The 17,477-nt window shown below is 62.7% G+C and carries 15 protein-coding genes; 8 read left to right on the top strand and 7 right to left on the bottom strand.

Annotated elements, in window-relative coordinates:
* Positions 1-79 precede the first annotated feature (79 nt).
* A complete protein-coding gene (locus tag CRO39_RS07160; protein WP_097121177.1) occupies positions 80-3,013 on the top strand; it encodes a TonB-dependent receptor plug domain-containing protein in 2,934 nt (977 codons plus the stop codon).
* A gap of 46 nt (positions 3,014-3,059) precedes the next feature.
* Complete coding sequence (locus tag CRO39_RS07155) at positions 3,060-3,650, top strand: 2OG-Fe(II) oxygenase (protein WP_097121176.1); 591 nt, start codon at positions 3,060-3,062, stop codon at positions 3,648-3,650.
* On the opposite strand, the gene CRO39_RS07150 is transcribed toward CRO39_RS07155, so the two are convergent.
* The 6 genes from CRO39_RS07150 to CRO39_RS07125 form a co-directional block, all read right to left on the bottom strand.
* Positions 3,635-5,455 (bottom strand): tetratricopeptide repeat-containing sulfotransferase family protein, encoded by a 1,821-nt coding sequence (locus CRO39_RS07150; RefSeq protein ID WP_097121175.1) that lies wholly within the window; start codon positions 5,453-5,455, stop codon positions 3,635-3,637. The two genes, CRO39_RS07155 and CRO39_RS07150, sit on opposite strands and share 16 nt — an antisense overlap.
* Positions 5,456-5,882: 427 nt before the next feature.
* On the bottom strand, positions 5,883-6,782 hold the full coding sequence (locus CRO39_RS07145) for a DUF4097 family beta strand repeat-containing protein (RefSeq protein ID WP_097121174.1): 900 nt from the start codon (positions 6,780-6,782) through the stop codon (positions 5,883-5,885).
* A gap of 10 nt (positions 6,783-6,792) precedes the next feature.
* Complete coding sequence (locus CRO39_RS07140) at positions 6,793-7,269, bottom strand: hypothetical protein (protein ID WP_141400742.1); 477 nt, start codon at positions 7,267-7,269, stop codon at positions 6,793-6,795.
* The gene (locus CRO39_RS07135; RefSeq protein ID WP_097121330.1) at positions 7,266-7,832 is read right to left on the bottom strand and encodes an RNA polymerase sigma factor; all 567 of its coding nucleotides are present in this window, start codon (positions 7,830-7,832) and stop codon (positions 7,266-7,268) included. Before CRO39_RS07135 ends, CRO39_RS07140 begins: the two co-directional genes overlap by 4 nt.
* 216 nt (positions 7,833-8,048) lie before the next feature.
* Positions 8,049-9,848, bottom strand: a complete 1,800-nt coding sequence (locus CRO39_RS07130) for a phosphoenolpyruvate carboxykinase (GTP) (protein WP_097121172.1) — start codon at positions 9,846-9,848, stop codon at positions 8,049-8,051.
* Between the two features lie 120 nt (positions 9,849-9,968).
* Positions 9,969-10,712: a helix-turn-helix domain-containing protein gene (locus CRO39_RS07125; protein WP_097121171.1), complete on the bottom strand. Its 744-nt coding sequence runs from the start codon at positions 10,710-10,712 to the stop codon at positions 9,969-9,971.
* A gap of 108 nt (positions 10,713-10,820) precedes the next feature.
* On the opposite strand from CRO39_RS07125, the gene CRO39_RS07120 reads away from it, so the two are divergent.
* The 3 genes from CRO39_RS07120 to CRO39_RS07110 are packed head-to-tail and all read left to right on the top strand — an operon-like array spanning position 10,821 to position 12,556.
* Positions 10,821-11,261, top strand: coding sequence for a hypothetical protein (locus CRO39_RS07120; protein WP_141400741.1), 441 nt, complete (start codon positions 10,821-10,823; stop codon positions 11,259-11,261).
* A 3-nt stretch (positions 11,262-11,264) separates the two neighbouring features.
* Entirely contained in the window at positions 11,265-12,083 is an 819-nt protein-coding gene (locus CRO39_RS07115; RefSeq protein ID WP_097121169.1) for a DUF2145 domain-containing protein, read from the top strand.
* A 32-nt stretch (positions 12,084-12,115) separates the two neighbouring features.
* Positions 12,116-12,556 carry a hypothetical protein gene (locus CRO39_RS07110; RefSeq protein ID WP_097121168.1) on the top strand — a complete coding sequence of 147 codons (441 nt, stop codon included), beginning with the start codon at positions 12,116-12,118 and terminating at the stop codon, positions 12,554-12,556.
* A 22-nt stretch (positions 12,557-12,578) separates the two neighbouring features.
* Here the strand turns inward: CRO39_RS07110 and CRO39_RS07105 are convergent, their stop codons facing one another.
* The gene (locus tag CRO39_RS07105; RefSeq protein WP_097121167.1) at positions 12,579-13,178 is read right to left on the bottom strand and encodes a TetR/AcrR family transcriptional regulator; all 600 of its coding nucleotides are present in this window, start codon (positions 13,176-13,178) and stop codon (positions 12,579-12,581) included.
* A gap of 144 nt (positions 13,179-13,322) precedes the next feature.
* Here CRO39_RS07105 and CRO39_RS07100 point away from each other — a divergent pair, with 144 nt between their 5' ends.
* The 3 genes from CRO39_RS07100 to CRO39_RS07090 all read left to right on the top strand — a co-directional run bounded on the left by CRO39_RS07100 (position 13,323) and on the right by CRO39_RS07090 (position 17,458).
* Positions 13,323-14,300: an alpha/beta fold hydrolase gene (locus CRO39_RS07100; RefSeq protein WP_097121166.1), complete on the top strand. Its 978-nt coding sequence runs from the start codon at positions 13,323-13,325 to the stop codon at positions 14,298-14,300.
* Complete coding sequence (locus tag CRO39_RS07095) at positions 14,297-16,774, top strand: acyl-CoA dehydrogenase (protein ID WP_097121165.1); 2,478 nt, start codon at positions 14,297-14,299, stop codon at positions 16,772-16,774. The genes CRO39_RS07100 and CRO39_RS07095 overlap by 4 nt, the downstream gene beginning before the upstream one ends.
* Before the next feature lie 207 nt (positions 16,775-16,981).
* On the top strand, positions 16,982-17,458 hold the full coding sequence (locus tag CRO39_RS07090) for a hotdog fold domain-containing protein (protein WP_097121164.1): 477 nt from the start codon (positions 16,982-16,984) through the stop codon (positions 17,456-17,458).
* Positions 17,459-17,477 lie beyond the last annotated feature (19 nt).

Here is a 17,477-nt window from a genome sequence, read left to right as displayed (position 1 = left end):
TGGGAAACCTGGCTTCTTGGCGGCTGCATTTGGACTGCCGGCCAGGCATCCCTAGGCACTAGACTCACTCGGAGAGAGAATGAACCAGAAGACCACAAAGCTGCGCGAGGCGATCAGCTTCGCCCTAGCTGTGAGTACGGCCAGCATCGCCAGTACGGGGGCCGTATTCGCACAGGAAGCCAGCAACGAAGCGAAGACTCTGGACACCATCGAGGTTACCGGTTCACGCATCAAGCGCGCAGACATGGAAACCTCCAGCCCAGTGTTCACGATTGATCGCCAGACTATCGAGAATTCCGGTGCTGCAACCGTAGGCGAATTCCTGCAGCGCAGTCCAGCCATCTCTGGCGCAGCTACCAATCCACAGGTGAACAACGGTGGCGGCGCGGGTGCGGCCACCGTAGATCTGCGTGGCTTGGGCGTGAACCGGACCTTGGTCCTAGTAGATGGCAGGCGTTGGATCGGTACCGTTTCCAATGCCAACGGTGCTGTCGATATCAACTCCATCCCGATGGGCCTAATCGAACGTGTTGAGATTCTGAAGGACGGTGCTTCGGCGATTTATGGATCAGACGCCATCGGCGGCGTAGTCAACTTTATCCTTCGCAAGAATTTTGATGGGCTGGAAGCCAGCGCTTTCTATGGTGTTTCTTCACGTGGCGACGCCAATACGGAACGCTATGACGCCATCTTCGGCATGACGGGTGAGCGCGGGCGACTGATGCTCGGTGCCAGTTACGACCAAGAAGATTCAGTCAGCGCCGCTGACCGCGCCTATTCCAGCCAACCCTACCAGCTGTATGCCGGTGAGCATGGCATTGGCGGTACCAGCCGCATCCTGACCGGCCGCTATGTCGTGCCGCGCTCCGCCGCCACTGGCGTGGATCTTACCGATCCAAATTGCGGAGCCGGATCCAATGTAGTATTGACCCGCATCGATGGCAGTCCCGGCTCGTCGCAATCGGACTTCCGCTGTTTCAATCCCTCCGCTGATGTCTACAACTTCCAGGCTGACGGCAACCTCAACCTGACGCCGCAGGAGCGCACTGCGCTGTTCTTGAGCGGAAACTATCAGATCTCGGACAACGTAGAGGCCTTCCTACTCGGCTCCTGGTTGCGCACGGACTCTGCTTTCTTTATCGCACCACTGCCGTTCGATGGCCGTGCCGCTGTAGATAATGTGCCGATCAGCGCGGACAGCATCTACAACCCCTTCGGTGTAGACATCACCGACGCCCGCCTGCGCCTGCGCGACTTCATTCCGACTCGTACCACACGTTTCGAGACAGAAACGTACCAGATCACGGCCGGCCTTCGTGGAGCATTCGGCGATAGTAGCTGGACGTGGGACGCGTCGTATGGCTACGGTCGCACTCCTCAGTCTTCGACGGTACGTGGTTACCTGTACAGCCCCGCCTTGACCGAGGCTCTGGGGCCTTCCATGATTGACCCTGCAACCGGCAACCCGATCTGCGTCCGTACTCCAGGTGACGCCGCAACAGCCATTCCGGGTTGTTTGCCCGTTAACTTTATGGGACCTGCACCGGATCCGAACACGCCCGCTGGCCAGGCGCAGTTGGCCGCGCTGGATTTGATCAATCCGACCATCCACAACACGAATGAGAATGTGCTGAAGGTCTTCAGCGCAAACGTCACCGGCGATTTGTTTGAACTTCCCGCTGGCATGATGTCATTGGCTGTCGGGGTGGAGAGGCGAGAGGAATCAGCAAGTTCCTCCAGCGATTTCCTGACCATCATTCCGCCGGGCGAAACAGTCTGTAAGATCACCCAGGAAGCTTGCACCTTCGGCGACATCAACGGTTCGTTCGACGTCAACGAAATTTATGCCGAAGCGCTGATTCCTGTGCTCTCTGACATGCCTTTCGCCGAGAAGCTGAACGTATCTCTGGGCACCCGCTATTCGGATTATTCCAACTTCGGTGATACGACCAATTCCAAGATCGGCGTGGAATGGAAGCCGGTTTCCGATCTATTGGTTCGCGCCACGTATGCAGACGTATTCCGCGCTCCGACCATTGGCGACTTGTTTGCACCTACCGTCCCCAGCGCAAATACCTACACCGACCCTTGCAACGGTTACACCGGTCAAGCGACGGCGGACCCTCGTGCTTGTGCCGGGGTACCCACCGACGGCTCCTTCCGCCAGAGCAACAGCCAAGTCACCTCGTTCCAAGTTGCCAATCCCAATCTGCAGCCTGAGCAGGGTGACGTGCTGACCTACGGTTTCGTCTACAGCCCAAGTTGGCTTGAAGGCTTCAGCGTGACGGTCGACTACTGGCGTGTGAAGCTGGATGACTTCATCACCAACTTGCCCGAAAACGTAATGCTGAACCAGTGCTATAGCTTCGGCCGGTTCTGCGATACCTTCGTTCGCGATGATAGCGGCGATGTTGCACAGATGACCAATCTCATCGGCAACTTCGGTACGATGAAGACGAGCGGCGTCGACATTGGTCTGCGGTATCTGTTCCCGGAAACCTCATGGGGCAGGTTCAGCTGGAACTTGGACAGCACCTATCTGGCTGAGTACGACGTACGGCTATTGGCTGGTGACCCGAGCAGCGACGTAGGTGCCTTCCCGGGTATTCCGGAAAGTAGTGGACTGGCAGGAACTTTCGTCGACTCGACCTCTTCTGGATTCGGTAACTTGGCCCGCTGGCGCGCCCTCAACGACATCAGTTGGAGGCTTGGTAATGTTAGTGCCAGTTTGACGACTCGTTACGTGCATCATGTCTATGAAGCACCGGATGTGGCAGACGTTACCGAGCCTGGTTATGTGGCAAAGCGTCGCGTACCATCGTTCACTCAGACCGACTTCCAGATCGGCTATCGGTTCGAAGGTCTGAACAACAGTTCGATCCAGATCGGCGTGCGGAACCTCACCGACCGTCAGCCGCCACTGGTCTATTCTGGTTTCAACGCCTCCACCGACATGCGGACCTACGATGCCATCGGCCGGTTCTACTGGATGCGCTGGACAGCCCGTTTCTGACGGGCTGAAGAAGCAGACGACCGCTGCGGTAGATGCCGCAGCGGTTATGTCCAGTGCACCGACGCTGCGGCATTTTGTCCGCTGCTATGACGACAATCTGCCGGCGGACCTTTGCCGCCGGCTGATCGACTCATTTAATACGCTGGCGCGCTTCCAGGTACGCAATGGTCGCGGCGTGCGTCCGGGACTGGAGAACAGTGCCTGGACTGAACTGGATGTCAGTCGTTTGTCCGATAATGCGTTCCTGGCTTTCTTTCGATCGCAGATCAGCGAACAACTGAAGCGCTACAATCAGGACGTCGGGCTGCCGATTCCTGTGCCGGACAGCCCATTGCTTAGTCCGCTAATTCTTAAACGCTACAACGCGGATGGTGAAGAACAATTCCAGACCCACTTTGATTCGATCAACGAAGTTTGCGACCGCTATCTAGTGTTCCTCTGGTATCTCAACGATGTGGAGGATGGCGGCCAGACGTGGTTTCCTGGATTGGACATCAGCGTGTCGCCACGTGCCGGACGGCTACTGATGTTTCCACCGTACTGGATGTACGCGCATCAAGGCCTGCCTTCTCCAAGCCAGGACAAATACATCCTGTCCACTTACCTACGTTTCCCGCAGCATCATTCCAGGCTATAGCCGTAGCGCTCCGCCCAAGGACGCAACAGGCCGAGCGTACGTTCGCCGAAATATCGCCGGTAGCGCTGCCAGCGGCCGATCGCTGACGAATTGACTGGCTGTATCACCTGCGAATAGCTGGGGGTATTAATTCGTCGATCGCGATGAGCCGCCTTCATGCTGAAGTCATCCTGCGTAGCTGTCCGCGCAAGTGACAAAAAGGCCATCACACGGTCCAACTGACCGTGAAAATCCGTCACCAGATCCTCGTAGCGCAATGTATGCACCGGCATGGGCGTTCTTGATATCTGCGATTCCCAATGCTCCATTGCGGCCGCATATGCCTCGGCCGTTGTTTCAATGGTTCGAAAAACAAGCGCCCCACCATTCATTCCAAATGCCTGCATATGGCAGCTGAGTACGCAATCACAGGGGTGGCGTAGCAGCAGCAACCAGACGCTTCTGGGAAACAGCCGCGCTACGTACGGCACTCGCGTCAAATAGAGTGGGTACTTGTCCACCAGCCTTCCATGCGGCACGACATGCCGCTCCACCTCCCGCCAGTAGATGCTCCGGGCAGTATGAAGTACTGCGGGATCGAGGCCATCCAATGCATCAGACAGGCTCTGGTCGCGCCAGCGGGGCAACCGCCACAACTCGGCAATGGCAGCCTCCAGCGCTGGCCGTTCGTCCAGCACACTCAGGGCTGGATGGGCATCAAGTACGCGCTCAAGCAACGTCGTGCCAGAGCGCGGAAATCCGACCAGGAATACTGGGTCTTGTGCAGTCCCATCCTCGATAGGCATCTGCCAAGCTACGGGCGCATCATGTTCGACCCGCTCTTTCAGCCATCCTAGAACGTCGTAGCGCGACACATTTGGAAAGCGCTGTTGGAACGCCACTTCCGCCTGCTCGTGCGCAATAGCAAGCGCGGCCATGCAAGCGTCAGGTTGGTCCGTACCGTCATAGCACTTGGCCAACTCAAAGTGGATCTGGGCCATCATTGCGCCTCCCGATGCAAGCGCTCTCCCCTGCTCCAGCAACACGGCAGCACCTGCACCGTCTCCCAATCTTCGTCGCAGCCTTCCCAGCGCCAATGCCTTCATGGCATCGATAGGTGCCTGGGCGACCGATTTGTGCAGTAGCAGCGCTTCAGCTTTGTCAAGGCGATTCAGCCGTTCGAATAACAGCCCCAACTTTATCCGTGACTCCACATCATCTGCATCCGCAATGAGCAAACGTTGGTATGCAGCTACGGCTCGTTCATCATCGCCTGCCTGCGCCAACAGCCATGCCAACACTCGCCGTTGCTCCTGTGTCAGCGCATCCTCTTTCAAGGACCCAACAAGTCCCTCTATCCGGTCGAAGTATTCCAGTTCGGCCAAGCATTGCGCGTACGCCAGACGCACGTCCACTGCATCAGGCTCCAGCGCATGCGCCTCAGCCAGCAGTTCTCGTGCCTGATCGAACTTCGCGCAGGCGAGCAAAGCCAAACCATATCCAAGCAAGTAGGCGGTCCCCTCTGCACCCATTGAATGTGCCCGCTCGAATGCTTCGACGGCTGCCTGTGGATCTCCCACCTCAAGACAGGCGTTACCAAGATTGAGCAAGTGCACCGGTTCGTGCGCCTGCTGCCGGGCAAGTCTCGCGAATATCTCCCGCGCCTCCTGTGGGCGTGCCTGTGCCGCAAGGCTGAAGGCAAGCAGGCTCAGCCACGAAGCGCCCACATCCCCATTCTGCATGTCCGCTAGCGCTTTTCGCGCCAGCATTTCGACCTGGCTGTACCGCCCCTCGTGAAATAGCGCCTCTACTCCTTCGATTTTCACACCTCGACTCCCCGTATCCCGAATGGAGACATCCTTTACTCCGTCAACTGCATTCTGTTGGCCAGCAAACGAGCGTGCGTTGAAGCTATCCGATACGCATTTCCGACAACATTCGTAATCTCATGAACATGACCGTAGCTGGAGCATTTTCATTTCAAGTATTGATTCGTCGCCCTCGCCAGGCCGGATTCCTTCGAAACAACACGCCTTTCCCTTCTCCCTTTGGGAGAAGGTGACGGACAGGGACGGATGAAAGAAGAAAATGTCCGCTTGCAAAAAACGCGAATAGTGAATCAATGCCATTCCCTCATCCACCCTTTGGACTCCTTGCCCCAAAGGGAAGGGGGCGGCTCCAGACGATATGTTATGGCCTGAAACGAAAATGCTCTAGCGCTACCAGGATAGCGGGGAACGGTCTATAGAGATGCTACTCCACCCGCACCTCCGCATTCCCCGAAAATGTGGTCACGCTGATGTCGCCGTCGCCGCTGCCGTAGCGGGTCTGGAAGCTGGAACCGGGGCCGCGGCGCTTTTCGATGGTGACGCCGGTCGCCTTGAGCCGGCCGCTGAAGCTTTCGCCGCGCACCTGTGCGGATGCGTCGCTGGGCAGGCGCAGGGTCAGGTTTCCGCTGACCGATTCCATCTTGATTTTGCCGTTGGTCGCCAGCCCCGTGGAGACGTTCGCGCTGCCGCTGACGGTGCTGGCGCTCAGTTCCTTGACGCGCTCGCCGTTGACGGCGACCAGGATGCTGCCGGAGACGGTTTCGGTGCTGATGTCGCCGTTGAGGCGGCCTTGCAGGCGGATGTCGCCGCTGACGGTTTCGGCAACGACGTCGCCGCTGTTGAGGGTCAGATTGAGGCTGCCGCTGACCGCCTCGATATCGGCCTTGGCTGGTGCGCCAATGGCGATCACATCGCCGCTGACCGTGTCGATGGAAAGCTGGCGCGGGGCGACGCCCGAAACGTCGACGTTGGCGGATACCGATTCGATGTCCAGTTCGGCCCGGACCGGCACGGTCAGGCGCAGATCGGTGGAGCCGGCTTGCCTGCCGCCCCAGCCGCTGCCCCTGGGGTACTGCACCCGTACCAGCAGATGCCGGCGGTCGCCCTCGACCACCAGCTTTTCGACGCCTTCGCCCAGCGTGCCGGTGATTTTCACTTCATCGCGGTCCCAGGCGCGGACTTCGATGCGGCCTTTGACGTTGTCGATATCGATACGCCCGCGTGCATCCAGTGGGCGGGTCTGGTCGATGGCACTCTGCGCGATGGCATCGGGGGCCAATGCGGTTGCGGTCAGCGCCGCGGCAACAAGCAGGGAACGGAACATGGTGGAGTCCTCAAGTCATCACGGCGCGCTGGGTCAGCGCCAGGCGCCGCGCGTAGGTGCGCCGCAACTGGTCCAGCAGGAATCGGGCATTGGGATCTGCATCGATGGCGCTGCGGATCTGGGCGGCGCTGCGATCCAGCGCCGCCAGCGCGGGGGCGATTTCCGGTGGCGTTCCGGCACTTTCCAGTTCGGCCACGGCGCCCTGGTAGTCGCGCGTCAGTGAAGCGGCTTCGCGTTGGAGCAACGGTTCGGCATGCGGTTTCATCACCCCCAATTGCCAGGCCAGACCCAGCGCCAGCAGCGCGGAGGCCGCCATCGCCCAGGGCATGATGCGATGGGACCGGGTGATCGGTTCCACCGGCTGGATGGGCGACTGCGGCGCCTCGGCGATACGGGCCGCGATATCCGGCCATAGATCGCGGGAAGGCGCCATGTCCTCGCGCATTGCCCGTAGGCGCCAGCGCAGCGATTCGTCTTGCGTGTTCATGCTTCTACTCCCAAACGTTCGCGCAGCAGGTGGCGTGCGCGGTGCAACTGGGCCTTGGAACTGCCCACCGCCATGCCCAGCTCGCCGGCAATCTCTTCGTGTTTCCACCCTTCCACGTCGTACAGCACCAGCACCGCGCGGGCGCGCGGCGGCAGCGCCGCGACAGCGCGCTCCAGGTCCAGCGACAGCGCAGTACCCTGCCCGGCCGAGTCGGGCGTACCGAAATCATCCAGCGCTTCATCATCGTCATCGAAACGAGGCAGGCTGCGCCGGCTTCGCAGTTCCATCAGCGCGGTGTTGACCGCCAGCCGGTGCAGCCAGGTCGCGAACGCGCTTTCGAAACGGAATTTCGGCAGCGCCTGCCAGGCGCGCACGAAGGCTTCCTGGGTCAGGTCCTCGGCGCGCACGCCCTGCCCGCCCACCAGCCGCACGATCACGCCATGCACCCGGCCGGCGTGACGGCGATATAGGCGCTCGAAAGCCGGGACATCGCCGGCCGCCGCCGAACGCGCCAGCGCGGCATCGGTTTCGGCGGCCGCCTCGGCGGCGGTCGTATCGGTCATGAAGTCGCTCACGGCTGGGTTCAGCATAACGACTTGGATGTCGCTGCGGGCCGCGTGGTTTAAACGGTCATCCGGATTTCGGCGCGGGAATGGACCGGTTCCGGTAATGCCTCTTCCGGCAGGCCGGCGCCGCACCGCCCACCGAAACAGCGCCAGGGAAACGGTCCCCGACCTGCGGCTATCGCGGCGGTCCGGACCGCGATAGCCGGGCGCGCTTCAACCAGCCAGCAGGGCGGCGATGCGCCGCTGTTCGTCCTTCAGCGCCTGCGGGGTGCGCGCGCCGAACTCGGCCAGGAATTGGCCGATACCGTCGAACTCCGCCCGCCAACCTTCCTGGTCGAACCAGAACAGCTTGACCCGGGCTTCGTCGGACAGCGACAGGTCCTGCAGATTGAGCGTATCGGCGTCGGGCAGGTAGCCGATGGGGGTTTCCACCGCTTCGGCCTGCCCCTTGACCCGTTTGATCATCCATTCCAGTACGCGCAGGTTGTCGCCGAAACCCGGCCACAGGAACTGGCCGTCGTCGCCCTTGCGGAACCAGTTGACGTGGAAGATCTTCGGCAGCTTGGCGCCGGCCTGGTCGAACGACAGCCAGTGCGCGAAATAGTCGGCGAAGTTGTAGCCGCAGAAAGGCTTCATCGCCATCGGGTCGCGGCGCATCACGCCAACCGCGCCGGTGGCAGCAGCGGTGGTTTCCGAGCCCATCGCCGCCCCCACCAGCACCCCGTGGGTCCAGTCGCGCGCCTCAAACACCAGTGGCACCAGCGAGGCGCGGCGGCCGCCGAACACGATGGCCGAAATCGGCACGCCCTGGGGATCTTCGGCTCGCGGCGAATAGCTGGGGCATTGCCTGGCCGAAACGGTGAAGCGCGAGTTGGGATGCGCGGCCGGGCCGTTGACCGGGTCGAACGAGCGGCCCTGCCAATCCCGCTTGGGCGTGCGCTTGTCCAGGCCTTCCCACCACGGCTGGTTGTCTTCGGTCACCGCGACATTGGTGAAGATGGTGTCACGGCCGATACTGGCCAGCGCGTTGGGATTGGACTTTTGCGAAGTGCCCGGCGCCACGCCGAAAAAGCCTGCTTCCGGGTTGATCGCATACAGACGGCCGTCGGCACCGGGGCGCATCCAGCAGATGTCATCGCCTATCGTCCATACCTTCCAACCGGCCTGGCGATAGCCTTCCGGCGGAATCAGCATGGCCAGGTTGGTCTTGCCGCAGGCCGACGGGAACGCCGCGGCGATGTAATGGGTCTCGCCCTGCGGGTTCTCGATGCCGACGATCAGCATGTGCTCGGCCAACCAGCCTTCGCTACGGGCCTGGTGCGAGGCGATGCGCAGCGCATGGCACTTCTTGCCCAACAAGGCATTCCCGCCATAGCCGGAGCCGTAGCTCTTGATGGTCAGTTCCCCGGGGAAATGCATGATGAAGCGGCGGTCCGGATCCAGCTCGCCGATGGAATGCAGGCCCTTCACGAACGCGCCGCCAGCCTCGCCCTCCCGCTCGATGCGCGCCAGCGCCGCAGCGCCCATGCGGGTCATGATGCGCATGTTGGCGACCACATAGGGCGAGTCGGTAATCTCCACGCCGCAGCGCGCCAGCGGCGAATCGATGGGCCCCATGCAATAAGGCACCACGTACAGGGTCCGGCCGCGCATGCAACCGGCGAACAGCGCATCCATCTTCGCATGCGCCTCGGCCGGGGCCATCCAGTGGTTGTTGGGGCCGGCGTCTTCCTGCTGGGGTGTGCAGACGAAGGTCAGATGTTCGACCCGCGCCACATCGCTGGGACTGGAGCGGTGCAGCCAGCTGTTGGGATGGGTGTCGGCATTGAGCGGCAACAGACTGCCATCGGCCTGCATCTGCCGGACCAGCGCGGCGTTTTCGGTGTCGCTGCCATCGCACCAGTGGATGCGGTCGGGCTGGGTCAGTGCGGCGACTTCGGCCACCCAGGCATTCAGGGCCTCCAGCCGACTGCCCTGGGAATCCGTCTTGAATAGGTCGACCGCTGCGTTCATGCCTTGCCCTCGAAGGTGAGACCAAAATGATACCAATGTCCCAAGCCAATAACGAGGACAACGATGAACGGCCAGTCAGCAGGTCACCTCGAGTAGGGGGAAAGGGCGCCGCTAGGAGATCTATTGCTGCCGTGGCCGGCGATACGGCTGGAACAGCTGCAACAGCCACGGCTTCTGCGCCAGCACCAGGCTGACGCCGATGCGTTCTTCGGCCGGCAGCGTGGCGTCGCGCGCCAGCAATGCATCGAACTCGCGGGCCACTTCCTCCAGCCGCTGCCGCACATGCCTGACCCCTTCGATGCTCAGCGCGCCGCTGAGCAACAGCAACGCGTCCTGCTCGCCATCGAACGGGTCAGCGAAGTAGTCGGTCAGCAGCGTGTGGCGGAAATAGCGCTCCATCGGGCCATCGGCACGCCAGCGGAAATTGCGTGCGGTCAGCGCCCTTCCGCGATTGCCCGGCATCAGTTCGATGATGCCCAGCCGGTCCAGCTTGACCAGCAATGCGGTCCATTGCGCCGGGGTGAAGCCGAAATGCGCCAGCGCATCGGCCTGTCGCCAGCGGTTGAGGGTCAGGAACAATGCCAGCAGCAGCGCTGGTTCGCCAACCAGCGCCTGCTCCTGGGCCTCGCTGAGCTGGGCCATGGCCTTGCGACCGCGGCTGGCCTCGGCGCTCAACTCGGCCAGGCCCACGTCCAGCGCATCGCAGATCTGTTCCAGCCGCTGCAGGCTCATCGCCCGTCGCGAAAACATCCGCTTGACCGCCGCTTCGCTAAGCCGGATCTGCGCCGCCAGATCCCGATAGGTCATGTCCTGCGCACGCAGACAGCGCTTCAACGCATCGATCAGATCGACAGAGACCGCCATGGGTATCGTATTCCTATACTGGTTGTTGCATCAGAGCTTACCTCGTCGACGCTCGTTGCAAGCAGATGACACCGGCCCCCATTCTGCGGCGTCCAAGGAGGAACCCGTATGGCCAGCACGACATCCCGTCCCGTTCCATTGCTGCTCGCCTTCGCCGGCTGCCTGTTGACAGGCTGGTCGGCCCCGGCCGCCAGCGTCCCGCAATCCGATGGCGCCAGCCGCCATTCGCAAGCGAGCCTCGCCGCGTCGGTGGAGGTGCCAGTGGCCATCGTGCATGCGCTGGGGCATGGCGCTTCGGCGGTGGTGTCCGGCATCGGCGCAGCGGCCGGCAGCGTGGCGGTCACGATCTCAGTGGCCGGCGCGGGTGCCTCGTTCGTGGTCTACCTGTCGGTGGACGCCGTGCGCCGGCTGGGCATCGCGGTCGGCACCGCGGTCAGCGTCGCTGCAGTGGCGACGGGCTGGATCATCAGCGCGGCCGGCGAAGCGCTGTGCTTTATCGCCAACGACAGCGTGCGCCCGCATATCCACAGCCATCGCTACGGCGGGTGAGCCATGGCACGCACTTGCTCCGCGATGCTGCTGTCGGGTCTGTTGCTGATGGCTGCGGCAGCCAACGCAGGCAACGGCTGCCAGCAGCAGGAAGTCGCGCCGCACAAGCTGGAGGCTGCGGCACGCACCGCATTGCTGGCGGCGGCGGCACTGGATGAGGTCGATGCGCCGGTCGCATTGATCGCACGCGTCGGTACCGACCTGTCCAAACAAGGCCTGGTCTACAGCCATGCCGGCTTCGTCGTGCGCGACCACGCGCATGGCCGCTGGACGGTGGTGCACCTGCTCAACGAATGCGGCAGCGACCGCTCCGGGCTCTATGCGCAGGGACTGGTGAACTTCTTCTCCGATGATCTGGTGAACCAGGATCTGCGCATCGTCTGGTTCAAGCCGCACGCGGCGGAACGCCTGAGCGAACGCCTGAAGCAGATGCCGCGCCACAGCCTGCACCATCCGCGCTACAACCTGATCGCACGTCCCGGCAGCGGCGACTATCAGAATTCCACCGCCTGGCTCGTCGAGATGATGGCGTCCGCACTGGCCGACCGCGCCGTGTACGACCGCGCCACCGCCTACGCTTTCGCCCGCAGCGACGGTTTCCTACCGGACACGATTCACATCCCCTATTCCAGGCGCGTACTGGGCGGATTGCTCTCGGCAAATGCCGATTTCACCGACCATCCGGTCGTCACCCGGCTATCGGGTGACTACCCCGTCATCACCGTGCGTTCAATCTTCCGCTACCTGGATCGGGCCGGATATGTGGAACGGCAGGAAGAATGGCGCGGCGGCAAACGACAAGCGCAACCAGGACCCGCGTAGCTCCGACCTCTTTCCTGACCTGTGGACACCCCATGTTCCTGACCCTGCTCGCCGTCACCCTGCTGTTGTCCGCCACCGTCGCCTGGGCGGTCAGTCGCGCATTCTCGCAATCCATCGAACGCATTCTCAGCCGCATCATCGCCGACAGCATCAGTGCGGCCTGGCTGCAGTACATGAAGTTCGCAATCCTGGTGGTCGGCATCTCCTCCGGCGTGCGCATCCATGAGCTGGAGCGCTATATCACCGCCCCGCAATGGGCGGAGAAAGCGAAGATTATCGCGTTGACTCCGGAACGCTGGGTGCTGGAGGTCTACCGTACGGTGATCGAGACTTTGCAGGGTATCGCCTGGATGCTGCTGGCGTTCTTCGTGGTGGCCCTGCTGGCTTACGTGGTGGCGAGGCTGTCTGAACTGAAGCGCGGCGGCGGTGCGGTGGTTCCCGCGCTCAACGGAACGCCCGACCTGCCGTCATGAACAAGCCGGCGTTGCGCGATGGCTAGGCCGGAATCAACGTCGAGATCACATGTTCCAGGTAAGCCTCGAATTCCTCATGCGTCATGCGCGGCTGCTGCAACTGCAGCGACAGCTGCAGGAAGCCTACGTAGGCTGCATAGGTCAGCCGCGCGCGATGGTAGGCATCGGTCCTGCCCAGGCCGGCCTGCCGGAACGACGCGATCAGATAGTCCATGCGACGCTGCGAAACGCGGTCGATCACCGGCTGCACCGCAGGGTGGTCCAGCGCCTTCAGCAGTTCGCTGTAGATGATATGCGGCTTCACTTCGTGACCGACCAGTTGGAACAGCGCACGCAGGCGCTCACGCGGGTCGGGGACTTTTTCCAGGCTTCCGAACACGCTTTCCTGTTCCACCACCTCCCAGCGCTCCAGCGCCGCCTGCAGCAAGGCGTCGCGCGACGGGAAATGCCAGTAGAAGCTGCCCTTGGTCACGCCCAGCCGGCGCGCCAGCGGCTCCACTGCCACCGCCGATACGCCTTGTTCCGCGATCAGATCCAGCGCGGCTTGCGCCCAATCCTCCGCGCTCAGGCGCGCGGTGCGGGGGGAGGTCGGTTGGTCTTCACGGGCGGCAGGCGTGCTCATAACCGCATTTAACCATACGGCGAGGTTTGTTGCGGTACGTTTGCTGCAACGCAACACAAAATCTTCAAAATCAAATGCTTGCGTTGCTTCACTGGGCAATAAACCGATTGACTACTCTAAATCCGGATGCCCATACTAGACCGTATGGTGACATCCCTTCCTCCTGCTGAGCTCCTGGCCAATTCGACACCGGCAACCAGCGTTCCGCGCACCGGCCTGATCGGCGCCGATGGCTTGAAGCTGTCTGCAGGAACATTCCCGGCGGCCATTCCGCTGCAGCCGCAAACCCGCCTGCTCTATGCCCATGGCTTCGGCCAGACCCGCAACGCCTGGCAACGAACCGGTAGCGCACTGGCCGCGAAGGGATACTCAGGGCTGGCTTACGACGCGCGTGGCCATGGCGAATCGCAGCGCAACGCGCCGGATCAGCCCTACAGCGGCGACCAGTTCGCCGACGATCTGATCATCGTGGCAGGCGAATGCTCACCGGCCCCGGTACTGGTCGGCGCTTCGATGGGCGGCCTGTTCGGACTCATCGCCGAAGCGCGCTGGCCGGGCCTGTTCAGCGCCATGGTGCTGGTGGATATCACCCCTCGCTGGGAATCGGCCGGCATGCAGCGCATTCTCGGCTTCATGACCGCCTTCCCGGAAGGCTTCGATTCTCTGCAGCACGCCAGCGACGCCATTGCCGCCTATTTGCCGCACCGGCGCACGCGCAAGTCGCCCGAAGAACTGCGCGAACTGTTGCGCGAAGGCGATGACGGACGTTGGCGCTGGCATTGGGACCCGCGCCTGGTCGACGAACTGGCGCGCGACAGCGAACAGCACCAGGACGCCATCGCGGAAGCCGCACGCGGTATCCGCTGCCCGATACTGCTGATCAGCGGCGGCCGCAGCGATCTGGTCTCGGAGCAGACCGTCGAGGAATTCAGGACGCTGGCACCGCATGCGCGCCACGTCCATCTGCCGCAGGCCACTCATATGGTGGCCGGCGACGACAACGATGCGTTTACCGCCACCGTGCTGGAATATCTGGCGGATCTGCGCACAACCAGCGCCACCATCGAATCCGGCTTCACCGAACCCGCTGCCACCGAATCCGTCCCCGGAGCAAGTCCATGAGCATTGTCGCCCCTTTTATCGCCTTCCTGCTGGTCGGCGCCTTTGCCGCCTACCACCGTCTGCGGCTGGCGTACTGGGCGGCCATCACCGCAACTCTGCTGGTCGCCTGCTGGCTGGTGGGCGCCAACCCGATCGCCACGGCCATCGCCGCAATCTTCGTGGCATTGATTGCGGTGCCGCTGCTGATTCCGGCCATCCGCAAGCCACTGATCACTTCGCCACTGCTGAAGTTCTTCCGCAAGGTGCTGCCGCCGCTGTCGCAGACCGAGCGCATTGCGCTGGAAACCGGTTCGGTTGGGTTCGAGGGAGAACTGTTCACCGGCGACCCGGATTGGAACAAGCTGCTGAACTATCCCAAGCCGCAGCTCACCGCCGAAGAACAGGCGTTCCTGGACGGCCCGGTCGAAGAGCTGTGCCGGATGACCAACGACTGGGAAATCACCCACGTCCACGCCGACCTGCCGCCGGAACTGTGGGACTTCATCAAGAAGAACAAGTTCTTCGGCATGATCATCCCTAAGGCGTACGGCGGCCTGGGTTTCTCGGCGCTGGCGCATCACAAGGTGATCCAGAAGATCGCCTCGGTTTCCAGCGTGGTCAGCTCCACCGTCGGCGTGCCCAACTCGCTGGGCCCGGGCGAGCTGCTGAACCACTACGGCACCCAGGAGCAGAAGGACTACTACCTGCCGCGCCTGGCCAGCGGTCAGGAAGTACCCTGCTTCGGCCTGACCGGACCGTTCGCCGGTTCCGATGCCACCTCGATTCCCGACTACGGCATCGTCTGCAAGGGCGACTGGAACGGCGCCAACGTGCTGGGCGTCAAGCTGACCTTCGACAAGCGCTACATCACGCTGGCGCCGGTCGCCTCGCTGATCGGCCTGGCCTTCCGCATGTACGACCCGGATGGCCTGATCGGCGATACCCAGGACATCGGCATCTCGCTGGCGCTGCTGCCGCGCGACACCCCAGGCGTGGAGATCGGCCGCCGCCATTTCCCGCTCAACTCGCCGTTCCAGAATGGTCCCATCCACGGCCGCGAGGTGTTCATCCCGCTGAGCCAGTTGATCGGCGGCGTGGAGATGGCCGGCAAGGGCTGGAACATGCTCAACGAATGCCTGGCCGTGGGTCGCTCCATCACCCTGCCTTCCACCGCCAGCGGTGGCGCCAAGGCCGGTGCGGTGGTGACCGGTGCCTATGCGCGCATTCGCAAGCAGTTCGGCCTGTCGGTCGGCCGCTTCGAAGGCGTGGAGGAAGCGCTGGCCCGCATCGGCGGCAAGGCCTACGCGATCAGCGCGCTGTCGCAGGCCACGGCGGCGGCGGTGGACCGCGGCGACGTGCCATCGGTGCCGTCGGCGATCGCCAAGTACCACTGCACCACCATGAGCCGCGAAGTCATCAGCGATGTGATGGATGTGATCGGCGGCAAGGGCATCATCCTGGGGCCGCGCAATTTCGCCGGCCGCAGCTGGCAGGCCGCGCCAATCGCCATCACCGTGGAAGGCGCCAACATCATGACCCGCAGCCTGCTGATCTTCGGTCAGGGCGCGATACTCTGCCATCCATGGGTGATGAAGGAAATGAAGGCCGCGCAGAACCCGGACTTCAAGGCCGGCGTGGAAGAGTTCGACCGCAACCTGTTCGGCCATATCGGCTTTGCGATCTCCAACGCGGTGCGCTCGTTCTGGTTCGGCCTGACCGGCGCCAAGATCGGTTCGGCGCCGGGCGACGACTACACCCGCCGCTACTTCCGCAAGCTGGATCGCTATTCGGCCAACCTGGCGCTGATGGCCGACGTATCGATGCTGACGCTGGGCGGCAAGCTGAAGTTCAAGGAGTCGCTGTCCGGCCGCCTGGGCGATGTGCTGAGCCACATCTACATGACCAGCGCCATGCTCAAGCGCTACCACGACGAAGGCGCGCCACAGGCCGATCAGCCGCTGTTGGCCTGGGCCTTCCACGACAGTGTGCACAAGATCGAACTGGCGCTGTCGGCCGCGCTGCGCAACTTCCCGATCCGTCCGGTGGGTTGGCTGATGTGGGCGCTGATCTTCCCATGGGGCCGTCGCGCCGAAGCGCCCGGCGACCGCCTGGGTCACCGCGTGGCGGCGCTGCTGATGGCGCCCAACGAAGCACGCGAACGCCTGGCCCATGGTGTGTTTCTGACCCCGTGCGCCAACAACCCGGGTGGCCGCATCGCCAGCTATCTGGCTACCGCCATCGCCGCCGAGCCGGTGGAGCGCAAGTTCCTGAAGGCGCTGAAGACCAAGGGCATCGAGGCGTTGGACTACGGCGCGCAACTGGACGAAGGCGTGCGCGAAGGCTGGATCACCGTGGAGGAGCGCAAGCAGTTGGAAGAGCTGCGCGCCATCACGCTGGAAACCATCACCGTGGATGATTTCGACGTGCATGAACTGCGTGCTGCCAGCTACTACGATCTGCCGCAGCACAAGCGCCAGCCGCGCGAAGCGGCCTGATCGCCGCTCCCCTTGCGAAGCAGGGGGAAGGTCGGGAAAGGGCAAGCCGGAGCCAGGCGTGTTTCCGAAAGGAAGCCGCATCGGCTGCGGCGTCCGCTTCGCATGCTCGATGGATATTCCATTTCGGCCGGGAACAATCCCGCCCCCGGACTCAACCCCTTCCCCCTCCCCTGCTGCGCAAGGGAGGGGCCTGAAAGCGAGCCTCCGATGAGCGCCAACGTCCTGAAGATCTACCGCAAGCTCAGCCGCAAGCCGTTCGGCAACTGGATGTTCTCGCGCCTGATCTGCTTCAAGGCACCGTACTTCGCCAGCATCCGGCCGCGCATGATGCTGTTGGAACCCGGTCGCGGCGAGGCGGCCATCGCGCATCGCCGCAGCGTCACCAACCACCTCGGCACCGTGCACGCCATCGCCTTGTGCAACCTGGCCGAATTCATCGGCGGGCTGACCACCGATGTCAGCATTCCGGCCTCGATGCGCTGGATTCCCAAGGGCATGACAGTGGAGTACCTGAAAAAGGCGGTCGGCACGATGCGCGCCGTCGCCACGCCGGAGTTCGTACCGCAGGACTCTTCCGAGGGCTACGAACTGCCGATGCTCGTGTCGATCAGCAACCCGCAGGATGAGATAGTGTTCCGCGCCCGCATTTCGATGTGGGTGTCGCCGAAACCGCGTGCCAGTTGAGGCGCTCCGAACGGTCGGA

Source organism: Pseudoxanthomonas wuyuanensis (assembly GCF_900215535.1).
Classification (GTDB): domain Bacteria; phylum Pseudomonadota; class Gammaproteobacteria; order Xanthomonadales; family Xanthomonadaceae; genus Pseudoxanthomonas_A; species Pseudoxanthomonas_A wuyuanensis.
The sequence above is the reverse complement of the archived record's forward strand: the minus strand, read 5'-3'. Positions and strand labels throughout refer to the sequence as shown.